The sequence below is a fragment of the Caballeronia calidae genome (assembly GCF_900044055.2).
GTDB lineage: Bacteria > Pseudomonadota > Gammaproteobacteria > Burkholderiales > Burkholderiaceae > Caballeronia > Caballeronia calidae.
The window spans coordinates 11,737-36,047 of record NZ_FCOX02000066.1 but is presented as its reverse complement, the minus strand read 5'-3'; the positions used below and the strand labels follow the sequence as shown (position 1 = coordinate 36,047).

At 62.5% G+C, this 24,311-nt stretch carries 24 protein-coding genes; 9 read left to right on the top strand and 15 right to left on the bottom strand.

Features of this window, described 5'->3' with window-relative positions; all coding sequences use genetic code 11:
- From AWB78_RS44170 to AWB78_RS34700, 4 genes are all read left to right on the top strand, one after another.
- Positions 1 to 92 (top strand): hypothetical protein (locus AWB78_RS44170; RefSeq protein WP_157697712.1); only part of this gene is annotated, 92 nt, incomplete at its 5' end.
- Between the two features lie 135 nt (positions 93 to 227).
- Positions 228 to 971, top strand: coding sequence for an acetoacetyl-CoA reductase (gene phbB / locus AWB78_RS34710; RefSeq protein ID WP_062611140.1), 744 nt, complete (start codon positions 228 to 230; stop codon positions 969 to 971).
- A gap of 171 nt (positions 972 to 1,142) precedes the next feature.
- On the top strand, positions 1,143 to 1,361 hold the full coding sequence (locus AWB78_RS34705; protein ID WP_062611146.1) for a hypothetical protein: 219 nt from the start codon (positions 1,143 to 1,145) through the stop codon (positions 1,359 to 1,361).
- A 167-nt stretch (positions 1,362 to 1,528) separates the two neighbouring features.
- The gene (locus AWB78_RS34700) at positions 1,529 to 1,858 is read left to right on the top strand and encodes a hypothetical protein (protein WP_062611139.1); all 330 of its coding nucleotides are present in this window, start codon (positions 1,529 to 1,531) and stop codon (positions 1,856 to 1,858) included.
- Between the two features lie 25 nt (positions 1,859 to 1,883).
- On the opposite strand, the gene AWB78_RS34695 is transcribed toward AWB78_RS34700, so the two are convergent.
- The 4 genes from AWB78_RS34695 to lpdA form a co-directional block, all read right to left on the bottom strand.
- Positions 1,884 to 2,570, bottom strand: a complete 687-nt coding sequence (locus AWB78_RS34695; protein ID WP_062611138.1) for a ferredoxin reductase domain-containing protein — start codon at positions 2,568 to 2,570, stop codon at positions 1,884 to 1,886.
- Between the two features lie 292 nt (positions 2,571 to 2,862).
- Positions 2,863 to 3,954 carry a glycosyl hydrolase gene (locus tag AWB78_RS34690; RefSeq protein ID WP_232477998.1) on the bottom strand — a complete coding sequence of 364 codons (1,092 nt, stop codon included), beginning with the start codon at positions 3,952 to 3,954 and terminating at the stop codon, positions 2,863 to 2,865.
- 893 nt (positions 3,955 to 4,847) lie between these two features.
- Positions 4,848 to 5,081 carry a DUF4148 domain-containing protein gene (locus tag AWB78_RS34685; RefSeq protein ID WP_062611136.1) on the bottom strand — a complete coding sequence of 78 codons (234 nt, stop codon included), beginning with the start codon at positions 5,079 to 5,081 and terminating at the stop codon, positions 4,848 to 4,850.
- Positions 5,082 to 5,228: 147 nt separating this feature from the next.
- Complete coding sequence (gene lpdA / locus AWB78_RS34680; protein WP_074173604.1) at positions 5,229 to 7,001, bottom strand: dihydrolipoyl dehydrogenase; 1,773 nt, start codon at positions 6,999 to 7,001, stop codon at positions 5,229 to 5,231.
- Between the two features lie 274 nt (positions 7,002 to 7,275).
- Here lpdA and AWB78_RS34675 point away from each other — a divergent pair, with 274 nt between their 5' ends.
- Positions 7,276 to 8,586 (top strand): DUF2325 domain-containing protein, encoded by a 1,311-nt coding sequence (locus tag AWB78_RS34675; protein ID WP_062611144.1) that lies wholly within the window; start codon positions 7,276 to 7,278, stop codon positions 8,584 to 8,586.
- Here AWB78_RS34675 and AWB78_RS34670 read toward each other — a convergent pair.
- The 4 genes from AWB78_RS34670 to AWB78_RS34655 all read right to left on the bottom strand — a co-directional run bounded on the left by AWB78_RS34670 (position 8,583) and on the right by AWB78_RS34655 (position 11,919).
- Positions 8,583 to 8,984: a winged helix-turn-helix domain-containing protein gene (locus tag AWB78_RS34670; RefSeq protein WP_062611135.1), complete on the bottom strand. Its 402-nt coding sequence runs from the start codon at positions 8,982 to 8,984 to the stop codon at positions 8,583 to 8,585. The genes AWB78_RS34675 and AWB78_RS34670 overlap by 4 nt on opposite strands.
- A gap of 97 nt (positions 8,985 to 9,081) precedes the next feature.
- Positions 9,082 to 9,495, bottom strand: coding sequence for a DoxX family protein (locus tag AWB78_RS34665; protein ID WP_062611134.1), 414 nt, complete (start codon positions 9,493 to 9,495; stop codon positions 9,082 to 9,084).
- Between the two features lie 76 nt (positions 9,496 to 9,571).
- Entirely contained in the window at positions 9,572 to 10,003 is a 432-nt protein-coding gene (locus AWB78_RS34660) for a MarR family winged helix-turn-helix transcriptional regulator (protein ID WP_062611133.1), read from the bottom strand.
- Positions 10,004 to 10,023: 20 nt separating this feature from the next.
- Positions 10,024 to 11,919 (bottom strand): FAD-binding monooxygenase, encoded by a 1,896-nt coding sequence (locus AWB78_RS34655; RefSeq protein ID WP_062611132.1) that lies wholly within the window; start codon positions 11,917 to 11,919, stop codon positions 10,024 to 10,026.
- 293 nt (positions 11,920 to 12,212) lie between these two features.
- On the opposite strand from AWB78_RS34655, the gene AWB78_RS34650 reads away from it, so the two are divergent.
- On the top strand, positions 12,213 to 12,536 hold the full coding sequence (locus AWB78_RS34650) for a DUF4148 domain-containing protein (protein ID WP_062611131.1): 324 nt from the start codon (positions 12,213 to 12,215) through the stop codon (positions 12,534 to 12,536).
- A 135-nt stretch (positions 12,537 to 12,671) separates the two neighbouring features.
- Here AWB78_RS34650 and AWB78_RS34645 read toward each other — a convergent pair whose 3' ends face one another.
- Positions 12,672 to 13,607 (bottom strand): helix-turn-helix domain-containing protein, encoded by a 936-nt coding sequence (locus tag AWB78_RS34645; RefSeq protein ID WP_062611130.1) that lies wholly within the window; start codon positions 13,605 to 13,607, stop codon positions 12,672 to 12,674.
- Between the two features lie 94 nt (positions 13,608 to 13,701).
- On the opposite strand from AWB78_RS34645, the gene AWB78_RS34640 reads away from it, so the two are divergent.
- The 3 genes from AWB78_RS34640 to AWB78_RS34630 are packed head-to-tail and all read left to right on the top strand — an operon-like array spanning position 13,702 to position 17,602.
- A complete protein-coding gene (locus tag AWB78_RS34640; RefSeq protein WP_062611129.1) occupies positions 13,702 to 14,949 on the top strand; it encodes a DUF1479 domain-containing protein in 1,248 nt (415 codons plus the stop codon).
- A gap of 56 nt (positions 14,950 to 15,005) precedes the next feature.
- Positions 15,006 to 16,574, top strand: coding sequence for a GMC oxidoreductase (locus tag AWB78_RS34635; RefSeq protein ID WP_082883532.1), 1,569 nt, complete (start codon positions 15,006 to 15,008; stop codon positions 16,572 to 16,574).
- Positions 16,575 to 16,597: 23 nt separating this feature from the next.
- Positions 16,598 to 17,602, top strand: a complete 1,005-nt coding sequence (locus AWB78_RS34630) for a Gfo/Idh/MocA family protein (protein ID WP_062611128.1) — start codon at positions 16,598 to 16,600, stop codon at positions 17,600 to 17,602.
- Between the two features lie 62 nt (positions 17,603 to 17,664).
- Here AWB78_RS34630 and AWB78_RS34625 read toward each other — a convergent pair whose 3' ends face one another.
- From AWB78_RS34625 to AWB78_RS34600, 6 genes are read right to left on the bottom strand one after another with little or no spacing between them, the layout of a single operon-like run.
- Complete coding sequence (locus AWB78_RS34625; protein WP_062611127.1) at positions 17,665 to 18,843, bottom strand: dihydrodipicolinate synthase family protein; 1,179 nt, start codon at positions 18,841 to 18,843, stop codon at positions 17,665 to 17,667.
- Positions 18,746 to 20,470: a GMC family oxidoreductase gene (locus tag AWB78_RS34620; protein ID WP_062611126.1), complete on the bottom strand. Its 1,725-nt coding sequence runs from the start codon at positions 20,468 to 20,470 to the stop codon at positions 18,746 to 18,748. Before AWB78_RS34620 ends, AWB78_RS34625 begins: the two co-directional genes overlap by 98 nt.
- Positions 20,471 to 20,479: 9 nt before the next feature.
- Positions 20,480 to 21,259 carry a 3-ketoacyl-ACP reductase gene (locus AWB78_RS34615; protein ID WP_062611125.1) on the bottom strand — a complete coding sequence of 260 codons (780 nt, stop codon included), beginning with the start codon at positions 21,257 to 21,259 and terminating at the stop codon, positions 20,480 to 20,482.
- A gap of 14 nt (positions 21,260 to 21,273) precedes the next feature.
- Positions 21,274 to 22,380 (bottom strand): ABC transporter ATP-binding protein, encoded by a 1,107-nt coding sequence (locus AWB78_RS34610; protein ID WP_062611124.1) that lies wholly within the window; start codon positions 22,378 to 22,380, stop codon positions 21,274 to 21,276.
- A gap of 3 nt (positions 22,381 to 22,383) precedes the next feature.
- Positions 22,384 to 23,247 carry a carbohydrate ABC transporter permease gene (locus tag AWB78_RS34605; RefSeq protein WP_062611143.1) on the bottom strand — a complete coding sequence of 288 codons (864 nt, stop codon included), beginning with the start codon at positions 23,245 to 23,247 and terminating at the stop codon, positions 22,384 to 22,386.
- 59 nt (positions 23,248 to 23,306) lie between these two features.
- Positions 23,307 to 24,281 (bottom strand): carbohydrate ABC transporter permease, encoded by a 975-nt coding sequence (locus AWB78_RS34600; protein ID WP_082883530.1) that lies wholly within the window; start codon positions 24,279 to 24,281, stop codon positions 23,307 to 23,309.
- Positions 24,282 to 24,311 lie beyond the last annotated feature (30 nt).

Here is a 24,311-nt window from a genome sequence, read left to right as displayed (position 1 = left end):
ACGAAATGCAGAAGCGCGATGCGAAGAAGGGTCTGGCGTCGCTGTGCATCGGCGGCGGGATGGGTGTCGCGCTGGCGATCGAACGTCCGTAACGAAAGCAGTACACCGGCGCTGCCCGCGCGCGGCCCGACGCGTCATCGAACAAATATAAGCGTCGAGGCAACATGGCAGCACCGGTGGCATTCCGAGCATCATTCAACCTGAGAGAATTGAAGAGGAGTATCAGCATGACTAAGCGAATCGCAGTAGTGACGGGCGGCATGGGCGGTCTGGGCGAAGCCATCAGCATGAAGCTGCACGACGCCGGCTACGCGGTCGTCGTAACGCATTCGCCGGGCAACGCGAAGACCGCCGAATGGCTGACGGAAATGGATCGCCAGGGCTACAACTTCCGCGCATATGGCGTCGACGTCGCCGATTACGATTCCGCCCAGCACTGCGTGGCGAAGATCCAGGCCGAAGTCGGCCCGATCGACATCCTCGTGAACAATGCCGGCATCACCCAGGACACGACCTTCAAGAAGATGACCAAGGTGAACTGGGACGCCGTGCTGCGCACCAATCTCGACTCGGTCTTCAACATGACCAAGCCGGTGTGCGAAGAGATGGTGTCGCGCGGCTGGGGCCGCATCATCAACATCTCGTCGGTGAACGGCTCGAAAGGCCAGATCGGCCAGACGAACTACGCAGCCGCGAAGGCGGGCATGCACGGCTTCACGAAGTCGCTCGCGCTCGAAGTCGCGAAGAAGGGCGTGACCGTCAACACCATTTCGCCGGGCTATCTCGCGACGAAGATGGTGACCGCGATTCCGCAGGAGATTCTCGACACGAAGATTCTTCCGCAGATTCCGGCCGGCCGTCTCGGCAAGCCCGAAGAAGTCGCCGCGCTCATCGCGTTCCTGTGCTCCGATGACGCGGGCTTCGTGACCGGCTCGAACATCGCGATCAACGGCGGCCAGCACATGAGCTGATGCATGCGAGCGGCGCGCGACGATTCGCGTGCCGCTCCATGATCGCATCGAAGAAAGTTTGCCCGCGTCGCACGTTCGTCACGAACCCGCGCGACGATATCCACGTGCGACACATCGTGCACGCCGATCCAATCCTCATTCGAACCACTCGCTCCTCCGATGGACCGCGCCATGAACTACATCAGCGCACGCACGCATCCTTATAGCGTCGGCTATCTCGATACGGCGATCGAACATCTCGAACAAGTCCTGAGCCTCGAAGGCGCGAATTCGCTCTTTTCGAAGACCTATTGGCGCGGACGCGTCGTGCAGGCGCTTTCCACGCCGGGCCTCGCGCCGTGTCAGCACTCGCGTTTGCAGCATCTGCTGGATCGCATCGCACAGGCTTGAGGGAACGACGGGCCGCATGCGCGGTCGATCGTGAAAAGGCGCGCGACACTGCTCGCGTGACCGTTCAACGGACCCGATAAAGCCGCAGCTTTCCTCTCATCTGTGAAGAAATTCGCAGACGCTTGTACCATTCGGGCCGAATCTTAATATTCACGGTCCACAAGCGTATGCTCCATTCCCTACGACCATTTGTTTCGGCGCGACGCGCGATCGGCGCAGTTGCGCTTTTCACGCTGCTCGCGTCGTGCGGCACGACTAACGGCGTCACCGCCGGTGCGCAACCCGACACCTACACCGTCACCGGCAAGGCGACAGGCACGCGCATGTCGTGGGTGACCGCGCGCAACGCGGCGATGGACGCCGCCAGCGACTATTGCAAGCAACGTTCGCAACGTGTCGTGGTCAGATCGGAGGCGACGAGCGGCGTGCGTTCGCTCGAAGAGCAGACGTCCACGGTTTCGTTCGTGTGTGTGCCGGAGACTGCGCCGCACGGTTGAGAAGGCGGCGCGGCGCGTGGGTTTATTACGCTCGCTCTCCGAGCACGATCTTATGGATGTTGTCCGCGTACACCCACTCGCGCGCCTGACGCTCGATGAAATCCATGAACGCAGGCGGCCCGCTGCAATAGATCTGCGTACTCGCACGAGCCGGGCTCATCGCGTGAGAAGTCTGCTGCTCGAATAGATCGTTGGACACGTCGAAGTAGTGATAGACCTCGCCGTGATCGCGAAGCGCGTCGAGCTCTTCCCGAAGCACTGCGCGGTCCGCCGTGCGAGCGAAGTTGTGCACTTCGAATCTTTGCCCCGCCGATGCAAGCCGCTTTGCGATCCCTACGATGGATGCGGCGCCTATCCCGCCTGAAAAGAGGATTGATCGCACGCGATCGTCCAGAACGGTCGGCGGGCTTTGCGGGACGCCGACGAATACCTCGTCTCGCTCGTTCAACGGAAAGCCGGATAGCGCGCCATTCGCTTGGCCATCGCGCTCTTGCCGCGTGCCTACCACGTAGCCATCCGAAAACGATGAGACGCGGAGCAAGGGGTGAACGCTTGCCCTGCCGCCCGCGCGACTCCGGCAAAGCGTGACATACGAACCCTCGTCGAACGCCGGAAGAACCGATCGCGACGTGGTGCGAAGTTCAACGGCATGGTAACCCTCGGCAATTCGCCATTTTCGGCCCACGATGACGGGAATCAGGTTGTCGCGCATGTCTCCTCCGATAGAACGCGCATCTCCGAACGGAAGATGCATCACTGTATGGATCGTATGAATATGGCCGACCCCGCGGCGATCGGGAGGGTAGGCGTTCATCGAGAGTAGGGCGGAGCGCATTCGCGAGCAAGGCGCTGCGGTCGAATACCAGTCATATAGTCGTGCCGATGAACCTTCGACGCGGCGTCGTGCCCCAAAACGCCACGAGCGACCGCAAAGGGTCGCTCGTGAAGTACGCCTGTAACGGCGAGAAGGGTTAAGCCAGCGGGGCCGTCAGACCCCGCGCAACTTACATCGGGTGGCTGGCAACGAAGTTCTTGTATGCCCAGTATGCATCCTTCGTCGTCTGGCCGTCCGAACGCATCAGGCCGAAGTCGCCTTCGTTGTCGTCATAGAGTTCGAACGCCTGGATCGACTGGATGTTGTACTTCGTCGCCACGCTCTGGAACAGGCCCATCATCTTGCTGCCCGCCATATACGACGCGATCTGCTGATACGAACCGTAATTCGGACGCACACCGAATTCGGTGAGCCAGATCGGCTTGCCGAACGAACGGAGCACGCCGAGCATGTCGTAGCAACCCGTGCCGCCGCATGCACGCGTCATGTCGCCCTGGTCCGAATACCAGTGCCATGCCGTGATATCCCAGTTCACCGTGGGATGGCCGTGCGTGCCGTCAGGCTGCGAGCCGTCCATCAGCATCTGGAAGAACGCGTAGTGCAGCCAGGTGCCGTTCACGATGATCTTCGCCGAGCCGTCCACCGACTTCACGCCTGCAATCAGACCACGAAGCACGCCGCGCGCGACGACGAACGGCTGATTCCGGTAGTGCGTCCAGTTCGTACCGTCGACGTTGCCGGTGAGCGCTTGCGCTTCGAGCTCGTTCGCGACTTCGTAGTATTTGTACTTGTAGGTTCCCGCGACTTGCTGACCGAGCGTGTAACCCGCGTTGTAGGCCTGCTGCTCGGAGCTGTAGCCGGTACCCAGCATGATCACGGGATACACCGTCACGCCGCCCGCTGCCATCGTTTGAGCCATCTTCGCGACAACCTTCGCCGACGCCAGGTTGTACACGGAATTACGATAGATCTTCGCGCCGAGGTCTTGCAGTTGCGCGAGCTGCGTCGACACGGCGGTGGAATCGTACGCGCCGCCGTTCGTGTTGCGGCCGTTCATCCCATAGAAGATGGACGTGCTGGTCGTAGCCTTCGCAGTGGACTCCGGCAGTTCGCTCTTGGCGGTGGCGTCCAAAGCGGTGCCGGCGTCACCGCCGCCGCAAGCGGCGAGCAGCGCGCTCGTGAGAATCGCGGCCGCGAAGGTCGTGGCCTTTGCCGAGATCACGTTGAAGGGGCGAAGAACGTTTTGTTTTTGACTCGTCATTACGTTTAGCATTGCTTATTGGTTAGCGCAATGCCCGTGAACTCGAGCACGCTATCGGACCCAATCGGCGATTCGCGACGCAACGACGCAGCGTTGGAGTCGCGAAAATCTGCGATGTCGTCGAGATGACGCTAATTAGTCATCCGAATGACACGCGCAGGGCAAGACCGGCCGCTCGACGTCGAAGTCAAGGCGCAAAGGACAACCGGAATGGCACGGATTCACTGATAAGGTCCAGCGCGCGGCACGGCAAGCGCTCTGGATGGCAGAGTCGAGCAAACGGAGATGTTCGCCCGCGTAGGCCTCACGAAATGACAAACGAGCTCAGTTCGAAGGCGGACGTCGCCGGAAGGTGGGAAACGTTTGCGGGAATGAGGTCAAAAATTCCGAAAATTACGGAACCCTTGCTCTTTAGCGGCAACCGTTGCCGAAAACCGGATCAACGGCAGCAAGGTTATCGTCTTATGAGATGATTGTAAATCCCTGTTGCAGTAAAAAAATCTGTGGTTGCAGAGAGCGACGGAAAAATTTGCTTCTCGCACGTGCGTTCGATGGTCGGCGCGTAGGTGAGCATGCGAGCGCCGTTCCAGAAGGGGACATGGCGGTCAGGCTGCCATATAGAGATCGTGGTTCATCGTGCTTATTCCCTGGCGGCACTGTCATCGACGGCCTGTTGCCGTGCGTGAACAGCGAGGAACCACCGGCGCGCGGGGAGGACAAGTGCAAGACGTCGCTGCCTGCGGCGATTTTCGAAGGCGCAGCGATGCGGGCAGCGCAGGCCAGCGCACAAGCGGCGGCCTCGAAGAAGGCAACGCCGAAACCGAGTTACACGAGATAAAGGTAATGTCAGGGCCGCAAGCAATCAAAAACCGACGCGGCCCTGAAGCGGAATACTACTGACTCGCGCCCGTACCAATCCCGGCCTTCTGCTGCGCGTTCTGAATATCTTGCGGGTAACTGTTGTCGTCGCGTTTTGCCGGGTTGTAGCCGGCGTCTTCGAGCTTCTTGAGTTCAGCGTTCTTCTTCGCGCGCGCCTCCTTGTGCGCCGCTTTCTTCTCGGCCTTCGTGGCCGCGTTGTCCTGCGCGCTCGCGAGTGGCGCGATGCCCACGCCGAAAGCGGCCACCATCAACGAGACGGCGAGTCTGCTGCCAAGCGGCCCTTTCACATCGCTGTCCTGAGCTCAGTGTCGCGAATTCATTGCAAGACGGCACGCGCAACCGTTCAGCGTCGGCGAAGCCGGCCGACGTCGACCGGCTTCACTCGCTTTCGCGCGTCAGATATTCAGTGCGCGCTTGTCGACGGCAAGCGCGGCCTCCCGCATCACTTCCGACAATGACGGATGCGGATGGCAAATGCGCCCGATATCTTCCGATGCCGCCTTGAACTCCATCGCGACGACCGCTTCCGCAATCAGGTCCGACGCGTTCGCCGAGATGATGTGCACGCCGAGAATCTCGTCGGTTTTCGCATCGGCGATGACCTTGATGAAGCCGTCCGTCTCGCCGATGCCGAGCGCGCGGCCGTTCGCCATCATCGGGAACTGGCCGGCCTTGATCTCGCGTCCTTCCGCCTTCAGCGCCTGCTCCGTCTGCCCGACCCAAGCGATTTCCGGATGCGTATAGATCACCCACGGAATGCAGTTGTAGTCGATATGCGGCTTCTGTCCGTCGATGATCTCGGCCACCAGCACGCCTTCGTCCTCGGCTTTGTGCGCGAGCATCGGGCCGCGCACGACATCGCCGATCGCGTAGACGTTCGGGACTTTCGTCGCGCAATGGCCGTCGACGGGAATGAAGCCGCGTTCATCGGCGGCAAGGCCGATCGAATCGAGACCGAGATTGTCCGTGTTCGGCACGCGGCCGATCGACACGATCAGCCGATCCGCCTCCAGCGTCTGCGCGTTGCCGTCCTTGTCCTTGTATGAGATGGCGACGCTCGAATCGGTCGTCTTAACGCCGTCGATGTTCACGCCGAGATGAATCGTCAAGCCCTGCTTCTTGAAGAGCTTGGCGGCTTCCTTTTGCAGCGCGGTATCCGTGGTGCCGAGGAATTCGGGCAGCGCTTCGAGAATCGTCACTTCCGCGCCGAGGCGGCGCCACACCGAGCCGAGCTCCAGCCCGATCACGCCCGCGCCGATCACGGCGAGCTTCTTCGGTACGGACGTGAAGGCGAGCGCGCCTTCGTTGTCGGAGACGATCTTGTTGTCGACGGGCACGTTCGGCAGATGCCGCGCCTTCGAACCCGTCGCGATGATCACATGTTGCGCGGTATGGCTTTCGCTCTTGCCCTCGCCGCTGACCTCGACCTTGAAGTTGCCGCCGTCCTTGCCCGCGAGCTTGCCGTGACCTTTGAGCCAGGCGATCTTGTTCTTGCGGAACAGGAATTCGACGCCGCCCGTGATCTTCTCGACGATCGCTTCCTTGCGCCCGACCATCCTGCCGACATCGACGGAAAGGTTATCCATGCTGATGCCGTGATCGCCGAAATGCAGCTTCGCGTTCTCGAATTCTTCCGATGACGCCAGCAGCGCCTTCGACGGAATGCAGCCCACGTTGAGACAGGTGCCGCCGAGCTTCGGCTTGCCCGCAGGGTTGATCCATTCCTCGACGCACGCGACCTTGCGGCCGAGTTGCGCGGCACGGATCGCGGCGATGTAGCCGCCAGGGCCGGCGCCGATCACAATGACGTCGAAGTCGGCTTTTGCGCCCGATGCGGCGGCAGGCGCGGCGGCCTGCGCGGGTTGCGCGGTTTGTACGGGTTGCGCTGCCGGCTTTTCAGGCGCGGGCGCCGCAGCGGAGGCTTTCGCTTCCGTATCGATGATCGCGAGCACTTCGTCCGCGTGGACGACATCGCCTTGCTTCTTCACCACTTCCGCGAGCGTGCCGGCGGATGGCGCGGGCACTTCGAGCACGACCTTGTCCGTTTCCAGTTCGACGAGGATTTCGTCTTGCGCCACGGCGTCGCCCGCTTTCTTCTTCCACGGCAACATCGTCGCTTCGGTGACGGATTCGGAAAGCTGCGGAACCTTGACTTCAACCCTGGCCATTCAGATTCTCCCTGTGAGCGATTTTTCGCGTTTGGAAACGTCCGGCGAAGCGTGCCTTGTGAACGCGGCCCTTGTCCGGCCGGCCCGGCGCGCCGAATGCGTAGGATACGCCCTGTCCGCACCGCGCGCGCGGTGAGCGGCTCATGCGCCAATCCGTCGTTTTTCGGTCGTTATATTCGGTGGTATATTGCGAATCGGACATCGAACAGAAGACGTGGCGCAGGCATCTGAACGACGCGCCATCCGGCCCAGCCGATCGGACAAAGAGGTGATGATGCAGACCCCTCCGTTTGAACTCGTGCGCACGAGCGCGCATGCGCACCGCGACGCCTGCTGCCAGCCGACCGCAGCCGATTTGCGCACGTCGCGCCGCCGCGCGCGTCTTGCCGAACTGGATGCGCATCTGCATTGCTCGGTGATCGGCACGTGTCTTTCGACGGCCGAACTGCGCAAGCTCGTGCCGAAGTTCACGCATCTCGACCGTTATCACGCGAGCGATCTGGAGATTCATCACGCCGCGGTTGAACTCGCAATCGCGGGCGGCGCGGGCGCGAAGGCGCTCAACAAGGCGCTCGACGAACGTTACGCCGGCGCGATCCGGCGCTTCGACGCCGCGCGCGATCCAAAGGCACTGCTCGATCTCTGGAACGATGCGCTCAAGTCCGGCGACATTCCGCCCGCGTATTGGGCGCTGATGTCGCATCCGCACGCGACCATCGACGTGCGCCAGTCCGCGTTCGGCGAGCTGCACATGCTGTCGCATCTGGTCGGCGCGGCGAATCGCGCGGATATCCGCCGGCTCGTCGCGCTGGAAGCCGAAAACGCCGAACTCAGGGACAAGATCGAACGCCAGCAGGCGCGCTTGCTGGAACTGAATGCAGAGCGCGATGCATCGATCAGGCAATCGAACGATCACGCGCTAAAACTGGCCGCGCTCGTGGAACGCAAGCCTGACACGTCGACCGCGCAACTCGAAGCGGAAGTCGAGCGCTTGCGAGAGAAGGTCGATGACGGCGAGCGCCGCCTCGCGCTGCACACGAGCCGCCGCGAAGCCGCGGAGCAGCGCGCGCAGCGGGAGGAAGCCGGGACGCGCGCGTTGCGCAACAAGCTGGGCGAGGCGCAGGCGTTGTTGCGGGTCGTGCAGTCCGAATGCGCAGCGCTGGAACGCGCGACGCTCGATGCCGGCGACCGCACCGGCGCGCGCCGTCGCGGGATCGAGTGGGCGAATGGCAAGCGCATCGTTTATGTCGGCGGCAGGCCGAGTTCGAATACGGTGCTGAAGGCGCTGGTCGAAGAGGCGGGCGGCGAACTGACCGTCCACGATGGCGGGATCGAGGATCGCAAGGGCTTGCTCGCCGGCGCGCTGCCGAACGCGGATGTCGTGCTGTTTCCCGTCGACTGTATCGATCACGATTCGATGAGCATGCTGAAGCGCGTCTGCGAGCGACATGGCGTCGAATATTCGCCGTTGCGCACGGCGAGTGTCGCGAGCTTCGTGGAGTTCGTTGCGCGGCTCACCGCGGGCACGCGGCACACGGAAGCGCCTTCACCGCCGCCGTCCGCGTTCTGCCTGCGACACGGCTAGGATTTGAGCAGCGCTGTGAGCGAACCGATCTGCTCGGCGCACGTGGATTGCGCCTGCACTTCGATATCGCGATAAAGCCGGACGATGCGCTCGCCGACCGGCGTCAGCATGCAACCGCCGCCGCTTTGGCCGCCTTGCTCGGAGATCGTCGCGGGTGATTGAAGCGAGCGGTTGAGTTCGTCGATGAGCAGCCACGCGCGCCGGTACGACATGTCGAGGCTGCGCGCCGCCGCCGATATCGAGCCGTGCTTGCGCACCGCCTCCAGCAGCGAGATCTTGCCCGGACCGATCGCGATGGTCTCGCCTTTCATGATGCGCATGCGAAAGCGCACTTCGGCCGGCTGGTTCGCCGTTTCCGTCTCCTTCGCGCTTTCCGTCGTTTTCAGGATCGTGGCCATGCCCGTGAGGATACACGAACGAAAACGGACGGACGTTTCATGCAGCGGCTATCGGCGTTATCGGTTGCCCGGATAGCGGAAACCATGATCCGTTCATTCATTTGCGGTCGAGCGAGAATCGCCCCGGACCCGTGATGGCCAGCAGGATCAGGCCGCCCATGATGCTGATGTTCTTGTAGAAGTTGATCGTGTTGGCATAACGTTCCATGCCTTGCATCGTCCAGAAATGATGGCCGATCAAGGCCGTGCCGAGCGTATAGAGCGCGAGGAGCAGCGCAAGCGGGCGCGTGAAAAAGCCGAGGATGATCGCAATGCCCACCACGAGCTCCATCACGACCGCGATGATTGCCGAAACGGTGGGAACCGGCGCGCCCGTCGATGTCATGTAGGCAACGGTGCCGGAAAAACCGATCAGCTTCTGCCAGCCGAACAGGACGAAGAGAAGCATCAACAGCACGCGGGCGACGAGAAGGAGCGGGTCCTTCTGTTGTTCGACGGATAGATATCGCATGGCAACCTCCGTGGTAGGACGGCGTTTCCGTTGAATGAAGCTTGCGAAAATCGTAGGCGCCGCATGCGCCATGGCACTACGGCAACAGCGCCGCAAGCAGACGCCTCAATTCCACGCTTTCGCGCGGCGTCAGCTTTGCCGTGAGTATGCGCTCGACTTCCTCGACACGCGGCCGCAAGATCGAAAGCTGCTTCTTGCCGGCCGCGGTGAGGAACAGCACATAGCTGCGCTTGTCGACGGGATCGTCGGAGCGCTCGATCAGGCCGTTGCGCACCATCCGCGCGACGAGATCGGCGATGGTCGAACGGTCCACGTCGAGCTCGTCGCCCAGTTGCCGTTGATTGACGCCCGGCGCTTTCTGCAGGATCTCGAGCGCCGCGTACTGGACGCTCGTGATCTCAGCCGAGACTTCGCTGAGCCATACCGCTACGTGACGCTGCTGGGCGCGGCGCACGAGGCTGCCAGTGAAGGTCGAAAGCGCTTTGGGGTCGTCGTGTTTGATCGGCAATTTCGCTGTGTCGGAAAGGGTTAGCGCGTGCGGAATATCGGCCGGAAGAAGGACGCCAGCTCTTCGTATGCATCCAGAGGAAGAACATGGGCGACGTATTGATCCGGACGGACCACGACGAGCGCGCCCCGCTCGCGGTCGATTCCGCGCTCGTGGAAGATATCAGTCGTCGCGTCGCTCGTAAATGCCTTCTCATAGTCGACGAGACCGTAGCGTCCCTTGCACGGCAGCAGCAGCGAAGGCAAGCCGTCCAGACGCACTTCGCGATGCGGCTCCTGCAGCACTGCGCGCAGATCGAGCACGCTGTCCACGTCGGCATCCTTTGGCGTGATGCCCCGCAAGACCGAATCGGGCGATGTCGCGAGATGTTCGCACAAGGCATGGAGCGCGCTGCGAGTCGCGTCCGAGAATGCGTACAGACGCCAGCGGCCGTCTGCGCGCGCCGCATGTCCGAGATGAACGGGCTTCGCATCCGCGACGCGAACGACGGGCGACGAGTGAAAGCGCGTGCCGATCTGGAAGCCCGTGGCGAGCGCCTGATGCGTCGTTTCGCCCGTGAGCGTGCCCGCCCGGTAATGCGTCGCGAGGCCTGCCGTAAATCGGCCCGCGCGTACGAAATAGGCCTGAAGCTCGGCAGGATCGACGCCGCCCAACTCGGGGTGGTCCGGGTCCTTCGGCGGCGCGGCCATCATCGCGGACCATTCCTTGTCGAAGTCGATCAACTCCTGCGCAATCGGCTGGCGCTCATCGGAATACGTGCGCAACAAGTTGGCGTCGCTGCGTCCCTCCAAAACCGCGCCGAGTTTCCAGCCGAGATTGAACCCGTCCTGCATCGACACGTTCATGCCTTGGCCGGCTTTCGCGCTATGCGTGTGACAGGCGTCCCCGGCGATGAAGATGCGAGGCTCGCGGGCGCTTCCGTCCGCCGTGAGGGCATCGTCGAAACGCTCCGTCAGGCGCTGGCCTACTTCATACACCGAGAACCACGCGACCTCTTTCACGTCGAGCGAATAGGGATGCAGAATCCGCTGAGCCGTCTCGATGATGTGATCCACGGAAGTCTGCTTGATGGTGTCGCGATTGTCCGGCGTGACTTCGCCGAGATCCACATAGAAGCGGACCAGATAGCCGCCTTCGCGCGGAATGATCAACAGATTGCCTTTGCTCGCGGACTGAATCGCCGCTTTCAAACGGATGTCCGGGAAGTCGGTGACGGCAAGCGCGTCCATCACGCCCCATGCATGATTCGCGGCATCGCCGTGCAGCGCCTGTCCGATGGCCGTACGCACGCGGCTGCGCGCGCCGTCGCAACCCACGACGTAGCGTGCCCGCACGGTCACTTCCTCGCCGAGCCGCGCTGCATCCGTGCGGCGCAGCGTGACGCGCACCGGATATTCGCCGGCATCGTCGCGTTGCACGTCGACCGCTTCCAGATCGTAATCCGGTTCGAGGCGCTGCGCGGAGCGGTGCATCACGCCGAGCAGATAGTCCTGTACCCGAGCCTGATTGACGATCACGTGCGGAAACTCGGACATGCCTGTTTCGGTATCCTGAACGCGGCCGGTACGCTTGATCGCGCCGCGATCATTCGCGTCGGGTCGCCAGAATACCGTTTCGTTGACCCAGTATGCTTCGCGCAGCAAGCGGTCGCTCAGCCCGAACGCATTGAACATCTCGACGGTGCGGCACGCCACGCCGTCCGCCTGTCCCATCCGCAGCGGTCCGTCGCGACGCTCGACGACGCGCGTCCTGATGTCCGGGAATTGCGACAGTTGCGCCGCGAGCACGAGTCCGGCCGGACCGCTTCCGACGATCAGCACGTCGACCGTGTCGGGCATGTCGACGCGAGGCGCGCCTTCGGCGGCCGGTTCGATCGTCGGGTCGCCGACCCGGAATCCGTCGAGATGAAATTGCATGATGTCTATCTCCGTTCTGTTCGAGTCACCTGTGATGGTGAATATACTCCGTACACCAACTATTTCAAGTGTCATGAACGTGGACGTTTACCCTGAGTGCGAGTGAAACGCTTCGGGCGTTTCCGCCGATGATTCGTGCCCGATTTCCGCGTAGCGTTGGTAAGCGCCGCTGCCGCCATCGCGCGAGGGCCGCGATCGTATCGAAGTTGAAGGATTGGCCGCCTAGACTTCGATTGCCAGCTAAGGGAGCTCGCATCCCAATTCCGCTGGCTGGCGTTCACAAGGAGGTCGCCATGAGATCAATCGCTATCGCGGTCGCCGCTGCGTCGGCGCTTTCCGTACCACTTGCCGCGTTCTCTCAGACGGATGCGTCGCTGACGCGTGCTCAGGTACGAGCCGAGCTGCAACAGCTCGAACAGGCCGGATATACGCCGGCCAGAGGTGAAGATCCAAACTATCCCGTGGAGATCCAGGCGGCAGAGGCGCGCGTATCGACTCAAAACGGCGCAACCGCGTATGGCGGCGCGATGTCAGGATCATCGGGGGCCGGCTCTCGCGCCGTCGCTCGTCCCGCCTCTACCGAAGAGCTGAAGCAGATCTATTTCGGTGGGCAGTAGCATCCCGCTCTTTTCAAAGGCGTTACAGCTTACGCGGTGCACTCGACTTATCGTGTTCTGCTTAAATCAATCGAAGGGTTCATGCGCCGAAGTTTCTAAGCCCTCGGCGCACGGTCGCGCGCCTTGAACGCGGTTCTATCCGCGCTTCTCCAGCGAAGGCGATCTGGATTCCAGCGACAACGCCTCTTGCGGTTCCCCATGCGTCCCCGAGAATGCCTTGCGATAAGCGGCCGGCGTGATCTGCTTCACCGCGCGAAACTGCCTGTTGAAGTTGGCGACGTTCGGGAATCCCGAACGCGAAGCGATGACCGATACCGGCCATGAAGTATCGGCGAGCATCCGGCACGCATGGCCGATGCGAACGCGGTTCAAATATTTGCCGACGCTCTCGCCGAGATGCTGGGCGAAGTAGCGGTTCAACGTGCGTTCCGAAAGTGTTGCCGCGTCCGCGAGTTCACGCAGCGTCAGGCGCTCCGCGAATCGGGCGTCGATGACACCGAGCACGCGATTGATACGTTCGGGTTCGTGGCCTGAAGGTGCTCTCGCCTGTCCCTTGTCGAATGCGCTGGGCGATGCGAGCGGCGCGGCGTCCACGTCCGCGAGCTCGCACAGGACATCGAGCGCGGCGCCGAGACGCTCCCTGGACGATTGCGACAACAACGCGGCGAGCCTTCGATGGACGCTCTCACTCGCCTCCTGCCCGAACGCGAGCCCGGACGCCCCTCTGCGCAGCAGCCTTCGAAGCGGCTCGTACTCGGGGCAGCAATCCGCGAGACGCCGCGCCCAATCGCCGCTGAACCAGATCACGATGGCCACCTGCGGCGCGCCTGAATCGATCGACTTGTTCGACGCCCACGTATGAGGCAAATCCGGAGGAACCAGCACGAGATCGTCGCCTTCGTAATCGACGATCGAGTCGCCGATATAGCGCTTTCCGCGACTGTTCATCGTGAGCGTGAGCTCGTACTCCGGATGGTGATGCCATTCGAATGGTATGCGGGGCAGCTTGCGATGGAAAACCCGGATCGAACAACCGGCATCCATCGTGACGTGTTCGTATGCAGGCTTCATGGCCGGAAGTGCAAAAAGGTTGTCTCGATTGTATCGCAACGAAAACGCGCTCACGTCTAAGCTTTAGGCACTCGAAGACATTCGGAGACGCGCTGTGGAATCCCTGCATATCGAAGATCTGCCCGCTGCAATTCGCGCGGTGAAGAAGCAACTTCGCGAAAATCTGCCGCGCTACAAGGAAGTGTTTCAGGAGGTCGAAGCCGACATCCGGCGCAAGGTCGAAGTGATTGCCGAACGCCGTCGGCGCGGTGAACCGGTGATTCCCGAGATTCGATATGCGGACATCGTCGCGCAGCAGGTCAGTGCAGACTCGATCGCGGCAATCAGGGAGAGCGGCGCGTGTGTCGTGCGCGGCGTCTTCAGTCCGCAGCGCGCAGCCGCATGGGATGACGCGATCGCCGGCTATGTCGAAGACAACCGTCTGGACGAAAAGCTCGCGCATCGGGCGGAGGACAAATATTTCGGTGAACTCGCGTCGAGCAAGCCGCAGATTTACGGCATCTACTGGTCCGGCCCGCAGGTCGAGGCGCGCCAGTCGCCGGAACTCACGCAGACGCGCGTATTTCTGAACCGGCTGTGGAAATGGGAGAGCGAAGGGCGGGTGCACTTCGATCCCGATCAGGTTCCCGTGTATGCGGATCGTCTGCGCCGGCGGCCGCCCGGCTCGGCGTCGCTCGGGCTTTCTCCTCATTGCGACGGCGGGTCTGTCGAACGATGGCTCGACGACAATTTCCGCCGCGTCTATCGACATGTTTTCAGTGGCGACTGGCGCCGCTACGACGCCTTCGACGCGGCGTATCGCCCCGAGGCGCGCGAGATTCCGTCGCCGACCGTGTGTTCGATGTTCCGCACGTTTCAGGGCTGGACCGCGCTCACGCCGCAGGGGCCGGGCGACGGAACGTTGCAACTGGTGCCGATCGCGAATGCGATGATCTATGTGCTGCTGCGCGCCCTTCAGGACGATGTCGCCGACGACGACCTGTGCGGCGCGATGCCGGGCCGCGCGTTGTCGATCAGTTCGACCTGGCATGCGCCGCTGCATGAAGCGCTGTCGTCCATTCCGCCGATGCAGGCGGGCGATACCGTCTTCTGGCACAGCGACGTGATTCACGCGGTGGAAGACGAGCATCGCGGCGAGGGATACAGCAACGTGATGTACATCGCGGCGGCGCCCGGCTGCGCGAAGAACGACGAATACCTCAAAAGGCAACTGCCGACTTTCATCAGCGGTGAGAGTCCGCCCGACTTTCCGGCCGACGACTTCGAGACCGGTTTCGTCGGCCGTGCCACCGCGGCGAGCCTGACCGCGCTCGGCAAGCAACAACTCGGATTCGACCTCTGACCCGCCCCGCCAGCATGGCGGTACTCCGCGCGTCGAAGCAGTCTACGGAGACAGGAATGGACGCCGACATTGTCATCATCGGTTCGGGCGTGGGCGGGAGTGCCGTCGCGTGGCAACTCGCGGCGACGGACGCGCGCATCCTCATCATCGAGCGCGGCGAGGATCTGCCGCGTGAGCTCGGGAACTGGGACGCCGAAGCGGTTTTCGGGCAGCTCCGCTACAGGACGCGCGAAACCTGGCTGAACGGCGCGAACGAGCGATATCGTCCGGGCCAGTACTACTTCGTCGGCGGACATACGAAGTTCTTCGGCACGGCGATGTTTCGCTTCAGGGAAGACGATTTCCGCGAAGTGCAGCACGAGGAGGGCGTTTCGCCCGCGTGGCCGATCTCCTATTCGGACCTCGCACCCTATTACGACCTCGCCGAATCGCTGTTCGGCATCAGAGGCGATGCAAGCGGCGATCCGACGGAACCGCCTCACGCCGGCCCGTATCCGCATCCGCCGGTTCCGGACGAACCTGTCATCGCGGCATTGCGCCGGCAATTCGAACGGCTCGGGCTGCATCCGTTCCATATGCCGTCGTCGATCGATCTGGGCGATGGCGGGCCTTGCGTGCGTTGCGGAACCTGCGATGCCTTTCCCTGCCGCATCGACGCAAAAGGCGACGCCGAGAAGTGCCTGTTGCGTCCTGCCATGCGGCGCGGCTCGGTGACGCTGATGACCGGCACGCGCGTCACGCGCCTCGTGACCGACGCTACCGGCAAAAGAATCGTGGCGGCGGAAGTCGAATCGCGCGAAGGTCGAAAGACGGTGACGGGCGGTACCTTCGTCCTGTCCGCCGGCGCGATCAACAGTGCGGCGTTACTGCTTGCTTCGGCGAACGACCGCATGCCGAATGGTCTCGCTAACTCGTCCGGGGTGGTCGGACGGTATTACATGAACCATAACTGCACGGCCGTTCTCGCGATCGATCCGCGCCGTATCAACGACACGCGATTTCCGAAGACGTTGTCCGTCAACGATTTCTATTTTGCGGGCGAGCACGACAGATGGCCGCTCGGCAACATCCAGATGCTCGGGAAGATTCGCGAGCCCATGCTGCGCGACGCCATGCCTTATATGCCGAAGCGCGCGTTGCGATACCTGAGCGATCACAGCGTCGATCTCTATGCGATGTCGGAAGACTTGCCCGACCGCGAAAGCCGTATCGAACTGACGAATGACGGAGACATCCGGCTTTCGTGGAAGCGCACAAACCTGAAGCCGCACATGCGGCTCGTCACGAAAACGAAGGAGCTGCTGCGCCGTTCGGGCTTTCCGCTCGTCGTCAGCCGACGATTCGGTGAGGACACGCCGTCGCATCAATGCGGCACGGTGCGCTTCGGCATCGATCCGGCGTCGTCATCGCTCGATCCGCTGTGCAAGGCGCATGACCATGACAACCTTTACGTCGTGGATGCAAGTTTCTTTCCGTCTTCCGCTGCCTTGAACCCGGCGCTCACGATTGCCGCACAAGCGCTGCGTGTCGGCGAAGCGCTGTGCCGCAGTCTCGGCCACGCTGCGCGGAAGAAGCCGGCCGTCGCCGAATCGGGCGAGTCTGCGTCGGCATCGTCGATCACCTGATGCAACCTGAAAGGAGAAGAGGCATGGCAACGATTCGATGGGCTTTGATCGGCGCGAGCACGATTGCCGAAGAATGGATGATCAACGCGATTCGCTCCCAGCCTGACGGCTCGATCGAGGCGGTCGTCAGCGGCGACCTCGCTCGGGCGCGGCAATTCGCGGACAAGCAAGGCATTCCGACCGCAAGCGCGGACCTGAAGCAAGTGCTGTCGGACCCGAAGATCGATGCGGTCTACATCAGCAGCACCAATGAAAAGCACTTGCAGCAAGTGCTCGAAGCCGCGTCGGCGGGCAAGCACGTCCTGTGCGAGAAGCCGCTCGCGATGTCCATCGACGACGCCCGCGCAATGATCGAGATGTGCGCGGAAAAAAAGGTGATCCTCGCCACGAATCATCATCTTCGTTGCGCCGCGAGTCATCGGCGGATGCGCGAGCTGATTCGCGCCGGCGCTATCGGCAGACCCTTGTTCGCGCGTGTTTTCCATGCCGTTTCGTTGCCGCCTCATCTGCGCGGCTGGCGCATCGAGCGTGCGGATGCGGGCGGTGGCGTCGTGCTCGACATCTCGGTGCATGACGCGGATACGCTGCGGTTTCTGCTCGACGCGGAGCCTGTGGAAGTGAGCGCGATGACCGCATCGGGAAGCATGGGCAAGGAGGGACTCGCGGACGGCGTGATGGGCATCATCCGGTTCGATAACGGCGTGCTTGCCCAGATTCACGATGCATTCACCGTACCGTTCGCGCATACGGGACTCGAAGTGCATGGCACCGAGGGATCGTTGTTCGCACGCGATGTCATGACGCAGCGCCCGGTCGGGGAGATCATGCTGCGCACGGCGCGCGGTGAGGAAGTTGTCGAGATCGCGCACGCGGACCTGTACACCACCGGCGTTGCGCAGTTTCATCGCGCCGTCTTGCTGGGCGAAAGTCCCGCGGCCAGCGGTCGTGACGGGTATCAATCGCTCGCCACGGCACTCGCTCTCGATGAGGCGGCGAAAACTGGACGACATGTGACGATGCAGACGTGATCGCAGACTGAAACGAGGAACGTCGATGCCCACGCCTGTCTCGCAGGCGTGGGCATTTTCATTTACAGAGCGTTGTCGATGCCCGCATTCAGCGCGAGAAATTGGCTCATGCGCTGATGAGCCAGTTCGGGCCGGATCAGGACGCCTGCCGCGTCGGCCTTCCTGAACACGTCCGCGTAATGCACGACGGATCGCGCCGACTGCATGCCGCCCGCCATCGAGAAGTGGCGTTGATGACCGTTGAGCCATGCGAGGAAGACGACGCCGGCCTTGTAGTACTGCGTCGGTGCCGCGAACAGTTCGCGCGAGAGCGCGACAGTCGGATCGATCAGATGCCGATAGCCGTCGAGATCGCCTTCAGCGAGCTTCGCAAGTGCGGCAGACGCCACGGGCGCGATCGGATCGAAGATGCCGAGCAGCGCATGCGAGTGCCGCGTGCCGTCTCCGGCGATGAGCTCACCGTAGTTGTAGTCGTCGCCCGTGAACATCAGAACGCCTTCGGGAAGCCGCGACCTTAGCTCACGCTCGTAGTCCGCATTGAGAAGCGAAATCTTGATGCCTTCGATCTTGTCGCGATGACGCCCGATGATGTCGAGGACGGTGTTCATCGCCGTCGATACATCGCGGCTGCCCCAGTAACCCGCGAGCGACGCGTCGAATGCATCGCCGAGCCAGTGCAGCACGACCTTGTTGCGCGAGGCGGAGATGACGGCGTCGTAGACGTGCTGGTAATCGTCGGCGGACCGCGCCGTGGCGCAGAGCGCGCGGCTCGCCATCATGATCGGCCGGCCACCCGCCGATTCGATCACGTCGAACTGCTCCGCATAGGCGTTGACGATATCGGTGAGCGTATGCGCGCGGCCGCCATCGAGATGATCCGTGCCCGCACCGCACGCGAGATCCGCGCCCGGAATGCTGCGCGCATGCTCGATGCTGCGGCGGATCAGTTCCGCCGCCGTCGTCCAGCCGATGCCCATGCCGCGTTGCGCCGTGTCCATCGCCTCCGCCACCTTGAAACCGAGGCCGTAGAGATAGCTGCGAAATGCGAGCGTGGCGTCCCAGTCGATGCGCGGCGCATCGCCCCAGGGTTCATAAGCATGAGCAGGATCGACGACGACATGCGCCGCCGCATACGCGATGCGGTCAAACGTCGGCGCGGTGGACGGCGCAAACCGGTCGTCGCGATGCTGCATCGCGTAGGGCTGGATTGAGCCTTCCCTGGTCGGCAGATTGATCTTCATGGATTCCTCTCGATTTCTGGGATTGAACGATCATGTCGGCGGCTTTTTCGGCGACCATGATCGTCGGAGCATTCGTGTTGCACGAGGGCAGATAAGGCATGACGGACGCATCGACGACGCGCAGGCCGACGATCCCGATCAGACGTAAATCGGGCGTGACGACGCTGTCCGGATCGTCCGCTCGCCCCATGCGGCAGGTGCCGACGGGATGGTGATCGGTCTTCGCATTCGCGCAGGCGTAGTCGAACAGTTCCTGATCGGTGTTCGCGCGCGGGCCCGGCAGGATCTCGCTTTGCACATAGCGCTTCAACGCAGGCGCGCGCAGAATGTCGCGCGCGAGGCGCAAGCCTTTGATCGCCATATCCCGATCGTGCGGATCGGCCCAGTAGTTGGGGTCGAGCAAAGGAGCGGCGGCGGGGTCATTGCTTGCGAGACGAACCGTGCCGCGCGAACGCGGGCGAAGATACGCCGTGTTCAGCGTAACGCCCGCGTTGTTCAGCTTCGCCATGCCGGCTTCGATACCGGAGCCCAGGCCCAGATGAAACTGGATATCGGGCGAACGGTCGCGCGCGTCGCTGTCCGCATACCAGAAGCCGCCCGTTTCGAAGAGACTCGACGCAACCGGCCCTTTCTTCAGCAGCAGATACTGCAGCGCGGCCCACGCGGCGTGGTGCGGTTTGTTGTACTTGTCGTAGGTATGATCGCCCGTGCATTCAGCGATCACGAACAGATCGAGATGGTCCTGCAGATTCGATCCGACGCCCCGAAGATGATGCACGGGCCGGATGCCGACGGACTCGAGATGATCGGCGGGACCGATGCCCGACTGCATCAGCAGCTTGGGCGAGCCGATCGCACCCGAGGCCACGATCACCTCTCGCGAAGCATGCACGATCTTCGAGTCTCGGCTATTGCCGGATACGTATTCGACGCCCGTTGCACGGCCGCCTTCGACGATCACCCGAAGCGTACGTGTCCGCATCCATAGGGTGAGGTTGGGCCGCCCGAGTACGGGACGAATGAATCCCGCAGCAGCCGACGAGCGTCGCGCGTTCAGTTGCGTGAGCTGGTAATAGCCGAGCCCCTCCTGACTGGCGCCATTGAAGTCGGAATTGAACGGTATGCCGAGTTCCTGTCCCGCCTGAAAGAAGGCTTCACAGATCGGCAAGGGGCTGATCGGGTTCGACACGCCGAGCGGCCCGCCGTAGCTGTGATACGCGTTGGCAAAGCGCTGGTTGTTCTCCGACTTCCTGAAGTACGGCAGCACGTCGCGATACGACCAGCCCGTCGCGCCCGCTTTCCGTTCCCAGTCGTCATAGTCCGCCGGGACGCCGCGCGTGTAGATCTGCGCGTTGATGGACGAGCCGCCGCCGATCACCTTCGCCTGCGTGAAGCGCAGCACCCGGTTGTTGAGATGCTTTTGCGGCACCGTGGACCAGCCCCACGAGCCGATGCCCCGCGTCATCTTCGCGAAACCTGCCGGCATCGAAAAGAAAGGATGCCGGTCGGAGCCGCCCGCTTCGAGCAGCAGCACCTTGATCGAAGGATCGGCGCTCAGGCGGTTGGCGAGCACGCAGCCCGCCGAGCCGCCGCCCACGATCACATAGTCGTATGTCGTCGTATTCATGTCGGTCGCTCAGAAGGCAGGGATGGACAGGCCGCCATCCACATTGACGACGCTGCCCGTTGCAAAGGGCAGCGCGCCATCGGCGAGCGTCGCGACGGCCTGGCCTACTTCGTCGCTTTCGCCCCAGCGTCCGGCGGGCACGAGGCCTTCGCCGAAACGCGCTTCGTACTTTTGCGCGACGCCCGCCGTCATCGGCGTGCGGATGATGCCGGGCCGCACTTCGAATACGCCGACGTTCGCGCTCGCGAGCCGCAACGCGAACAGGCGCGTCATCATCGGCAGCGCGGATTTGGATACGCAGTATTCGGCGCGTTCGGGCGATGCCATTTCCGCCGATACGGACGACACCGTGACGATCGACCGCGCGACGCCCGACGTCACCGACGCCATATGTAGTGCAACCGCCTGCGTCATGAAAAACGTGCCGCGCAGGTTGACGCCGAGCACGGCATCGAAGGCTTGCGGCGAGACGTCGAGCAGATCGCCGCGGCTGGGCGAACCGATGCCCGCGTTGTTCACGAGACATTCGATGCTGCCTTTGAAGCGCACGGCTTCTTCGACGACACGCGCATGCGAGGCCACATCGCTCAGGTCGCTTCGTATGAACAGCGCGTCGCGGCCTTCGTCGCGCACCAGCGCGCAGGTCGTATCCGCGTCTTCGTCATGCACGACATCCGTCAGCACGACATCGAAGCCGCGCCGCGCGAGCGCCACGCAGATCGATCTGCCGATACCGCGCCGCGCGCCCGTCACCAATGCGGTCGAACGCTTTCCCTCTGGCTTGCTCATGGCTGTACCATCCGTCAGTGAATCCGCACTTCCGTGTCGGCATCGAACAGCACGAGCTTCGACAGGTCGACGCGCAATTCGCATCGCTCGCCCGACGCATGCGGCATGTCCGCACCGAGACGCGCGGATACTTCCATGCCGCCGAGATCGAGCACGGCGAGTGTGTCGGGGCCTGTCGGTTCGAGCACGTTGATCGTCACGGGCACGGTGCGCAGCGCCGCGGCGGCGCGCTCGTTCTCGACGCCGATCGCCTCGGGCCGAAGACCGGCGATCACCTTCTTGCCGACGTAGCGATCGACGGCCGCGCTTTGCGTGGGCAGATCGAGCGCGATTGCGCTGTGACCTTCGCCGACGCAAAGCCGAAGCGAACCATCCGCCCGCTCGATGCGCGCGGGAATCAGGTTCATCGACGGCGAACCCATGAAGGTGGCGACGAACGTATTCGCAGGCGTGTTGTAGACCTCGGCGGGCGTGCCGAGCTGCTGCAGTACGCCGCCTTTCATCACGGCGATGCGCGTCGCGAGCGTCATCGCTTCGATCTGGTCGTGCGTCACGTAGACGATCGTCGCGCCGAGGCGCTGATGCAGCTTCTTGATCTCGGTGCGCATATCGACGCGCAGTTTCGCATCGAGGTTCGACAGCGGTTCATCGAACAGAAAGATCTTCGGATGACGGACAAGCGCGCGGCCCATCGCGACACGCTGACGCTGGCCGCCCGAAAGCTGGCCCGGACGGCGGTCGAGCAGATGCTCGATCTGCAAGAGACGCGCGGCTTCCTGCACGGCCTTTTGGCGCTCGCTCTTCGAGACCTTGCGCATCTCCAGCCCGAAGCTGATGTTCTGTCCCACAGCCATGTTCGGATAGAGCGCATAGCTTTGAAACACCATCGCGATGTCGCGCTCGCTCGGATGCAGGTCGTTGACCTTGTCGTTGCCGATGCGGATTTCGCCGCCCGAGAGCGTATCGAGTCCCGCGATCAGCGAAAGCAGCGTGGACTTGCCGCAGCCCGACGGCCCGACGAGCACGAGGAAGTCGCCGTCGTCGACATCGATATTGATTTCCTTGAGGATCTCGGTGGAGCCGTAGGCCTTGCGAACCTTGGATACGTGCAGAGAAGACATGATTTACCCCTTGACCGAGCCGGCCATCAGACCGCGAACGAAATAGCGACCACCCACGATGTAGACGAACAGCGTCGGCAGTGCGGCGATCATGGCCGTGGCCATGTGGACGTTGTATTCCTTCACGCCCGTCGACGTATTCACGATGTTGTTCAGCGCGACGGTGATCGGCGCGGAACTGCCCGTCGTGAACGAAGCGCCGAACAGGAAGTCGTTCCAGATGTTCGTGAACTGCCAGATCACGGTGACCGTGATGATCGGCACCGAGTTGGGAAGCAGGATGCGAAAGAAGATGCGAAAGAAGCGCGCACCGTCGATCATCGCGGCTTTCACCAGTTCATCCGGGAACGCGATGTAGTAGTTGCGGAAGTAGAGCGTCGTGAAGCAGAGGCCATAGACCACATGCACGAACACGAGGCCGGTGATCGATTGCGCGAGACCGATCTTGCCGAGAAAGGACGCCATCGGAATCAACACGATCTGGAACGGGATGAAGCATCCGAACAGGATCAGGCCGAACAGCAGGTTATCGCCCTTGAAGCGCCATTTGGTCAGCACATAGCCATTCAATGCGCCGAGCAGCGTTGAAACCGCCACGGCCGCGAAGACCATCCGGAATGAATTCCAGAAGAAGCCCTTGACGCCCGAGCAGTCGAGTCCCACGCAGGCCGAGCCCCATGCTTTTTCCCACGCGGCAATCGTCCATTGATGCGGCAGCGCGAGGATATTGCCGGAATACACTTCGGGAAGCGGCTTGAACGAAGTCAGCAGCATCACGAGCAGCGGCACGAGATAGACCACGGCCGCGATCGTCAGCAGCGAATAGATGACGATTCGCGAGACGTAGTTGTGCTTGCCCACCACCATCTGCGGCGAGTCCCAGGTCTTGGTAGCCATCGTTGTCTCCTGAAAGGCTATGGGATGAGTCAGTGGCCGGCGCTCTTGCGGCGCGGTCGCATTTCGGAATAGAGATAGGGCACCATGATGGCCGCGACGGTGCACAGCATCATCACCGCGCTCGCCGCGCCCATGCCGAGCTCGTTGCGGGTGAACGTGAACGAGTACATGAAGGTCGAGGGCAGTTCGGTCGAGTAGCCGGGGCCCGCGCCCGTCAACGCGATGACGAGTTCATAGCTCTTGACGGCCAGATGCACGAGGATCACGAACGCGGATACGAACACGGGACGCAGTTGCGGAATGATGATGCGGCGATAGATCGCCGGCATGCGCGCACCGTCGATGGACGCGGCCTTCACCTGTTCCTGGTCGATGCCGCGCAGGCCGGCGAGAAACATCGCCATCACGAAGCCCGAGGCCTGCCACACGGCGGCGATGACGACGGTGTAGATCGCCATGTCGTCGCTGATGATCCAGTCGAATTGGAAGCTCGTCCACCCCCAGTCATGGAACAGCTTGGTCAGGCCGAGACCGGGATTGAGAATCCACTTCCACGCGGTGCCTGTGACGATGAACGAGAGCGCCATCGGATAGAGAAACAGCGCGCGCAGACCGCCTTCGGCGCGAATGCGCTGATCGAGCAGGATCGCGAGGCCGAGGCCGATCGCCATGCAAAGCACGACATAGAGCGATGCATAGATGCCGAGGTTGCCTATCGCCACATGCCAGCGCGGGTGGTCCCACACGCGGCCGTATTGCAGGAGTCCGGCCCAGTGAAAGTTGGCGAAAGCGCGTGAGCGCGTGAACGAAAGCAGCGTGGTCCAGACGATGAATCCGTACACGAAGATCAGTGTGATGATCAGCGTCGGACTGAGGACGAGCTTCGGCAGGACGGCTTCGAAGCGATTGCGCAAGGTCGATCGCCTGTTCGTCGGACTGTAGTCCGAGCCGTGCTTCAGATTTTCCAGAGCGGGCGCCCCGTGGGCGCGATTGTGCAAGAGCATGGCAACACCTGTCGTCGGAGATGACGAGCC

Coding starts and splice junctions, on each gene's coding strand:
- AWB78_RS34675 (WP_062611144.1), top strand. CDS start 7,276: ATGCAGACCCCTCCGTTTGAACTCGTGCGCACGAGCGCGCATGCGCAC.
- AWB78_RS34600 (WP_082883530.1), bottom strand. CDS start 24,281: ATGCTCTTGCACAATCGCGCCCACGGGGCGCCCGCTCTGGAAAATCTG.
- phbB (WP_062611140.1), top strand. CDS start 228: ATGACTAAGCGAATCGCAGTAGTGACGGGCGGCATGGGCGGTCTGGGC.
- AWB78_RS34605 (WP_062611143.1), bottom strand. CDS start 23,247: ATGGTGGTGGGCAAGCACAACTACGTCTCGCGAATCGTCATCTATTCG.
- AWB78_RS34645 (WP_062611130.1), bottom strand. CDS start 13,607: ATGAAGCCTGCATACGAACACGTCACGATGGATGCCGGTTGTTCGATC.
- AWB78_RS34655 (WP_062611132.1), bottom strand. CDS start 11,919: ATGCAATTTCATCTCGACGGATTCCGGGTCGGCGACCCGACGATCGAA.
- AWB78_RS34700 (WP_062611139.1), top strand. CDS start 1,529: ATGCTCCATTCCCTACGACCATTTGTTTCGGCGCGACGCGCGATCGGC.
- AWB78_RS34695 (WP_062611138.1), bottom strand. CDS start 2,570: ATGCGCGACAACCTGATTCCCGTCATCGTGGGCCGAAAATGGCGAATT.
- AWB78_RS34685 (WP_062611136.1), bottom strand. CDS start 5,081: ATGGTGGCCGCTTTCGGCGTGGGCATCGCGCCACTCGCGAGCGCGCAG.
- AWB78_RS34650 (WP_062611131.1), top strand. CDS start 12,213: ATGAGATCAATCGCTATCGCGGTCGCCGCTGCGTCGGCGCTTTCCGTA.
- AWB78_RS34615 (WP_062611125.1), bottom strand. CDS start 21,259: ATGAGCAAGCCAGAGGGAAAGCGTTCGACCGCATTGGTGACGGGCGCG.
- AWB78_RS34625 (WP_062611127.1), bottom strand. CDS start 18,843: ATGAAGATCAATCTGCCGACCAGGGAAGGCTCAATCCAGCCCTACGCG.
- AWB78_RS34670 (WP_062611135.1), bottom strand. CDS start 8,984: ATGGCCACGATCCTGAAAACGACGGAAAGCGCGAAGGAGACGGAAACG.
- AWB78_RS34705 (WP_062611146.1), top strand. CDS start 1,143: ATGAACTACATCAGCGCACGCACGCATCCTTATAGCGTCGGCTATCTC.
- AWB78_RS34635 (WP_082883532.1), top strand. CDS start 15,006: ATGGACGCCGACATTGTCATCATCGGTTCGGGCGTGGGCGGGAGTGCC.
- AWB78_RS34630 (WP_062611128.1), top strand. CDS start 16,598: ATGGCAACGATTCGATGGGCTTTGATCGGCGCGAGCACGATTGCCGAA.
- AWB78_RS34610 (WP_062611124.1), bottom strand. CDS start 22,380: ATGTCTTCTCTGCACGTATCCAAGGTTCGCAAGGCCTACGGCTCCACC.
- AWB78_RS34665 (WP_062611134.1), bottom strand. CDS start 9,495: ATGCGATATCTATCCGTCGAACAACAGAAGGACCCGCTCCTTCTCGTC.
- lpdA (WP_074173604.1), bottom strand. CDS start 7,001: ATGGCCAGGGTTGAAGTCAAGGTTCCGCAGCTTTCCGAATCCGTCACC.
- AWB78_RS34690 (WP_232477998.1), bottom strand. CDS start 3,954: ATGACGAGTCAAAAACAAAACGTTCTTCGCCCCTTCAACGTGATCTCG.
- AWB78_RS34620 (WP_062611126.1), bottom strand. CDS start 20,470: ATGAATACGACGACATACGACTATGTGATCGTGGGCGGCGGCTCGGCG.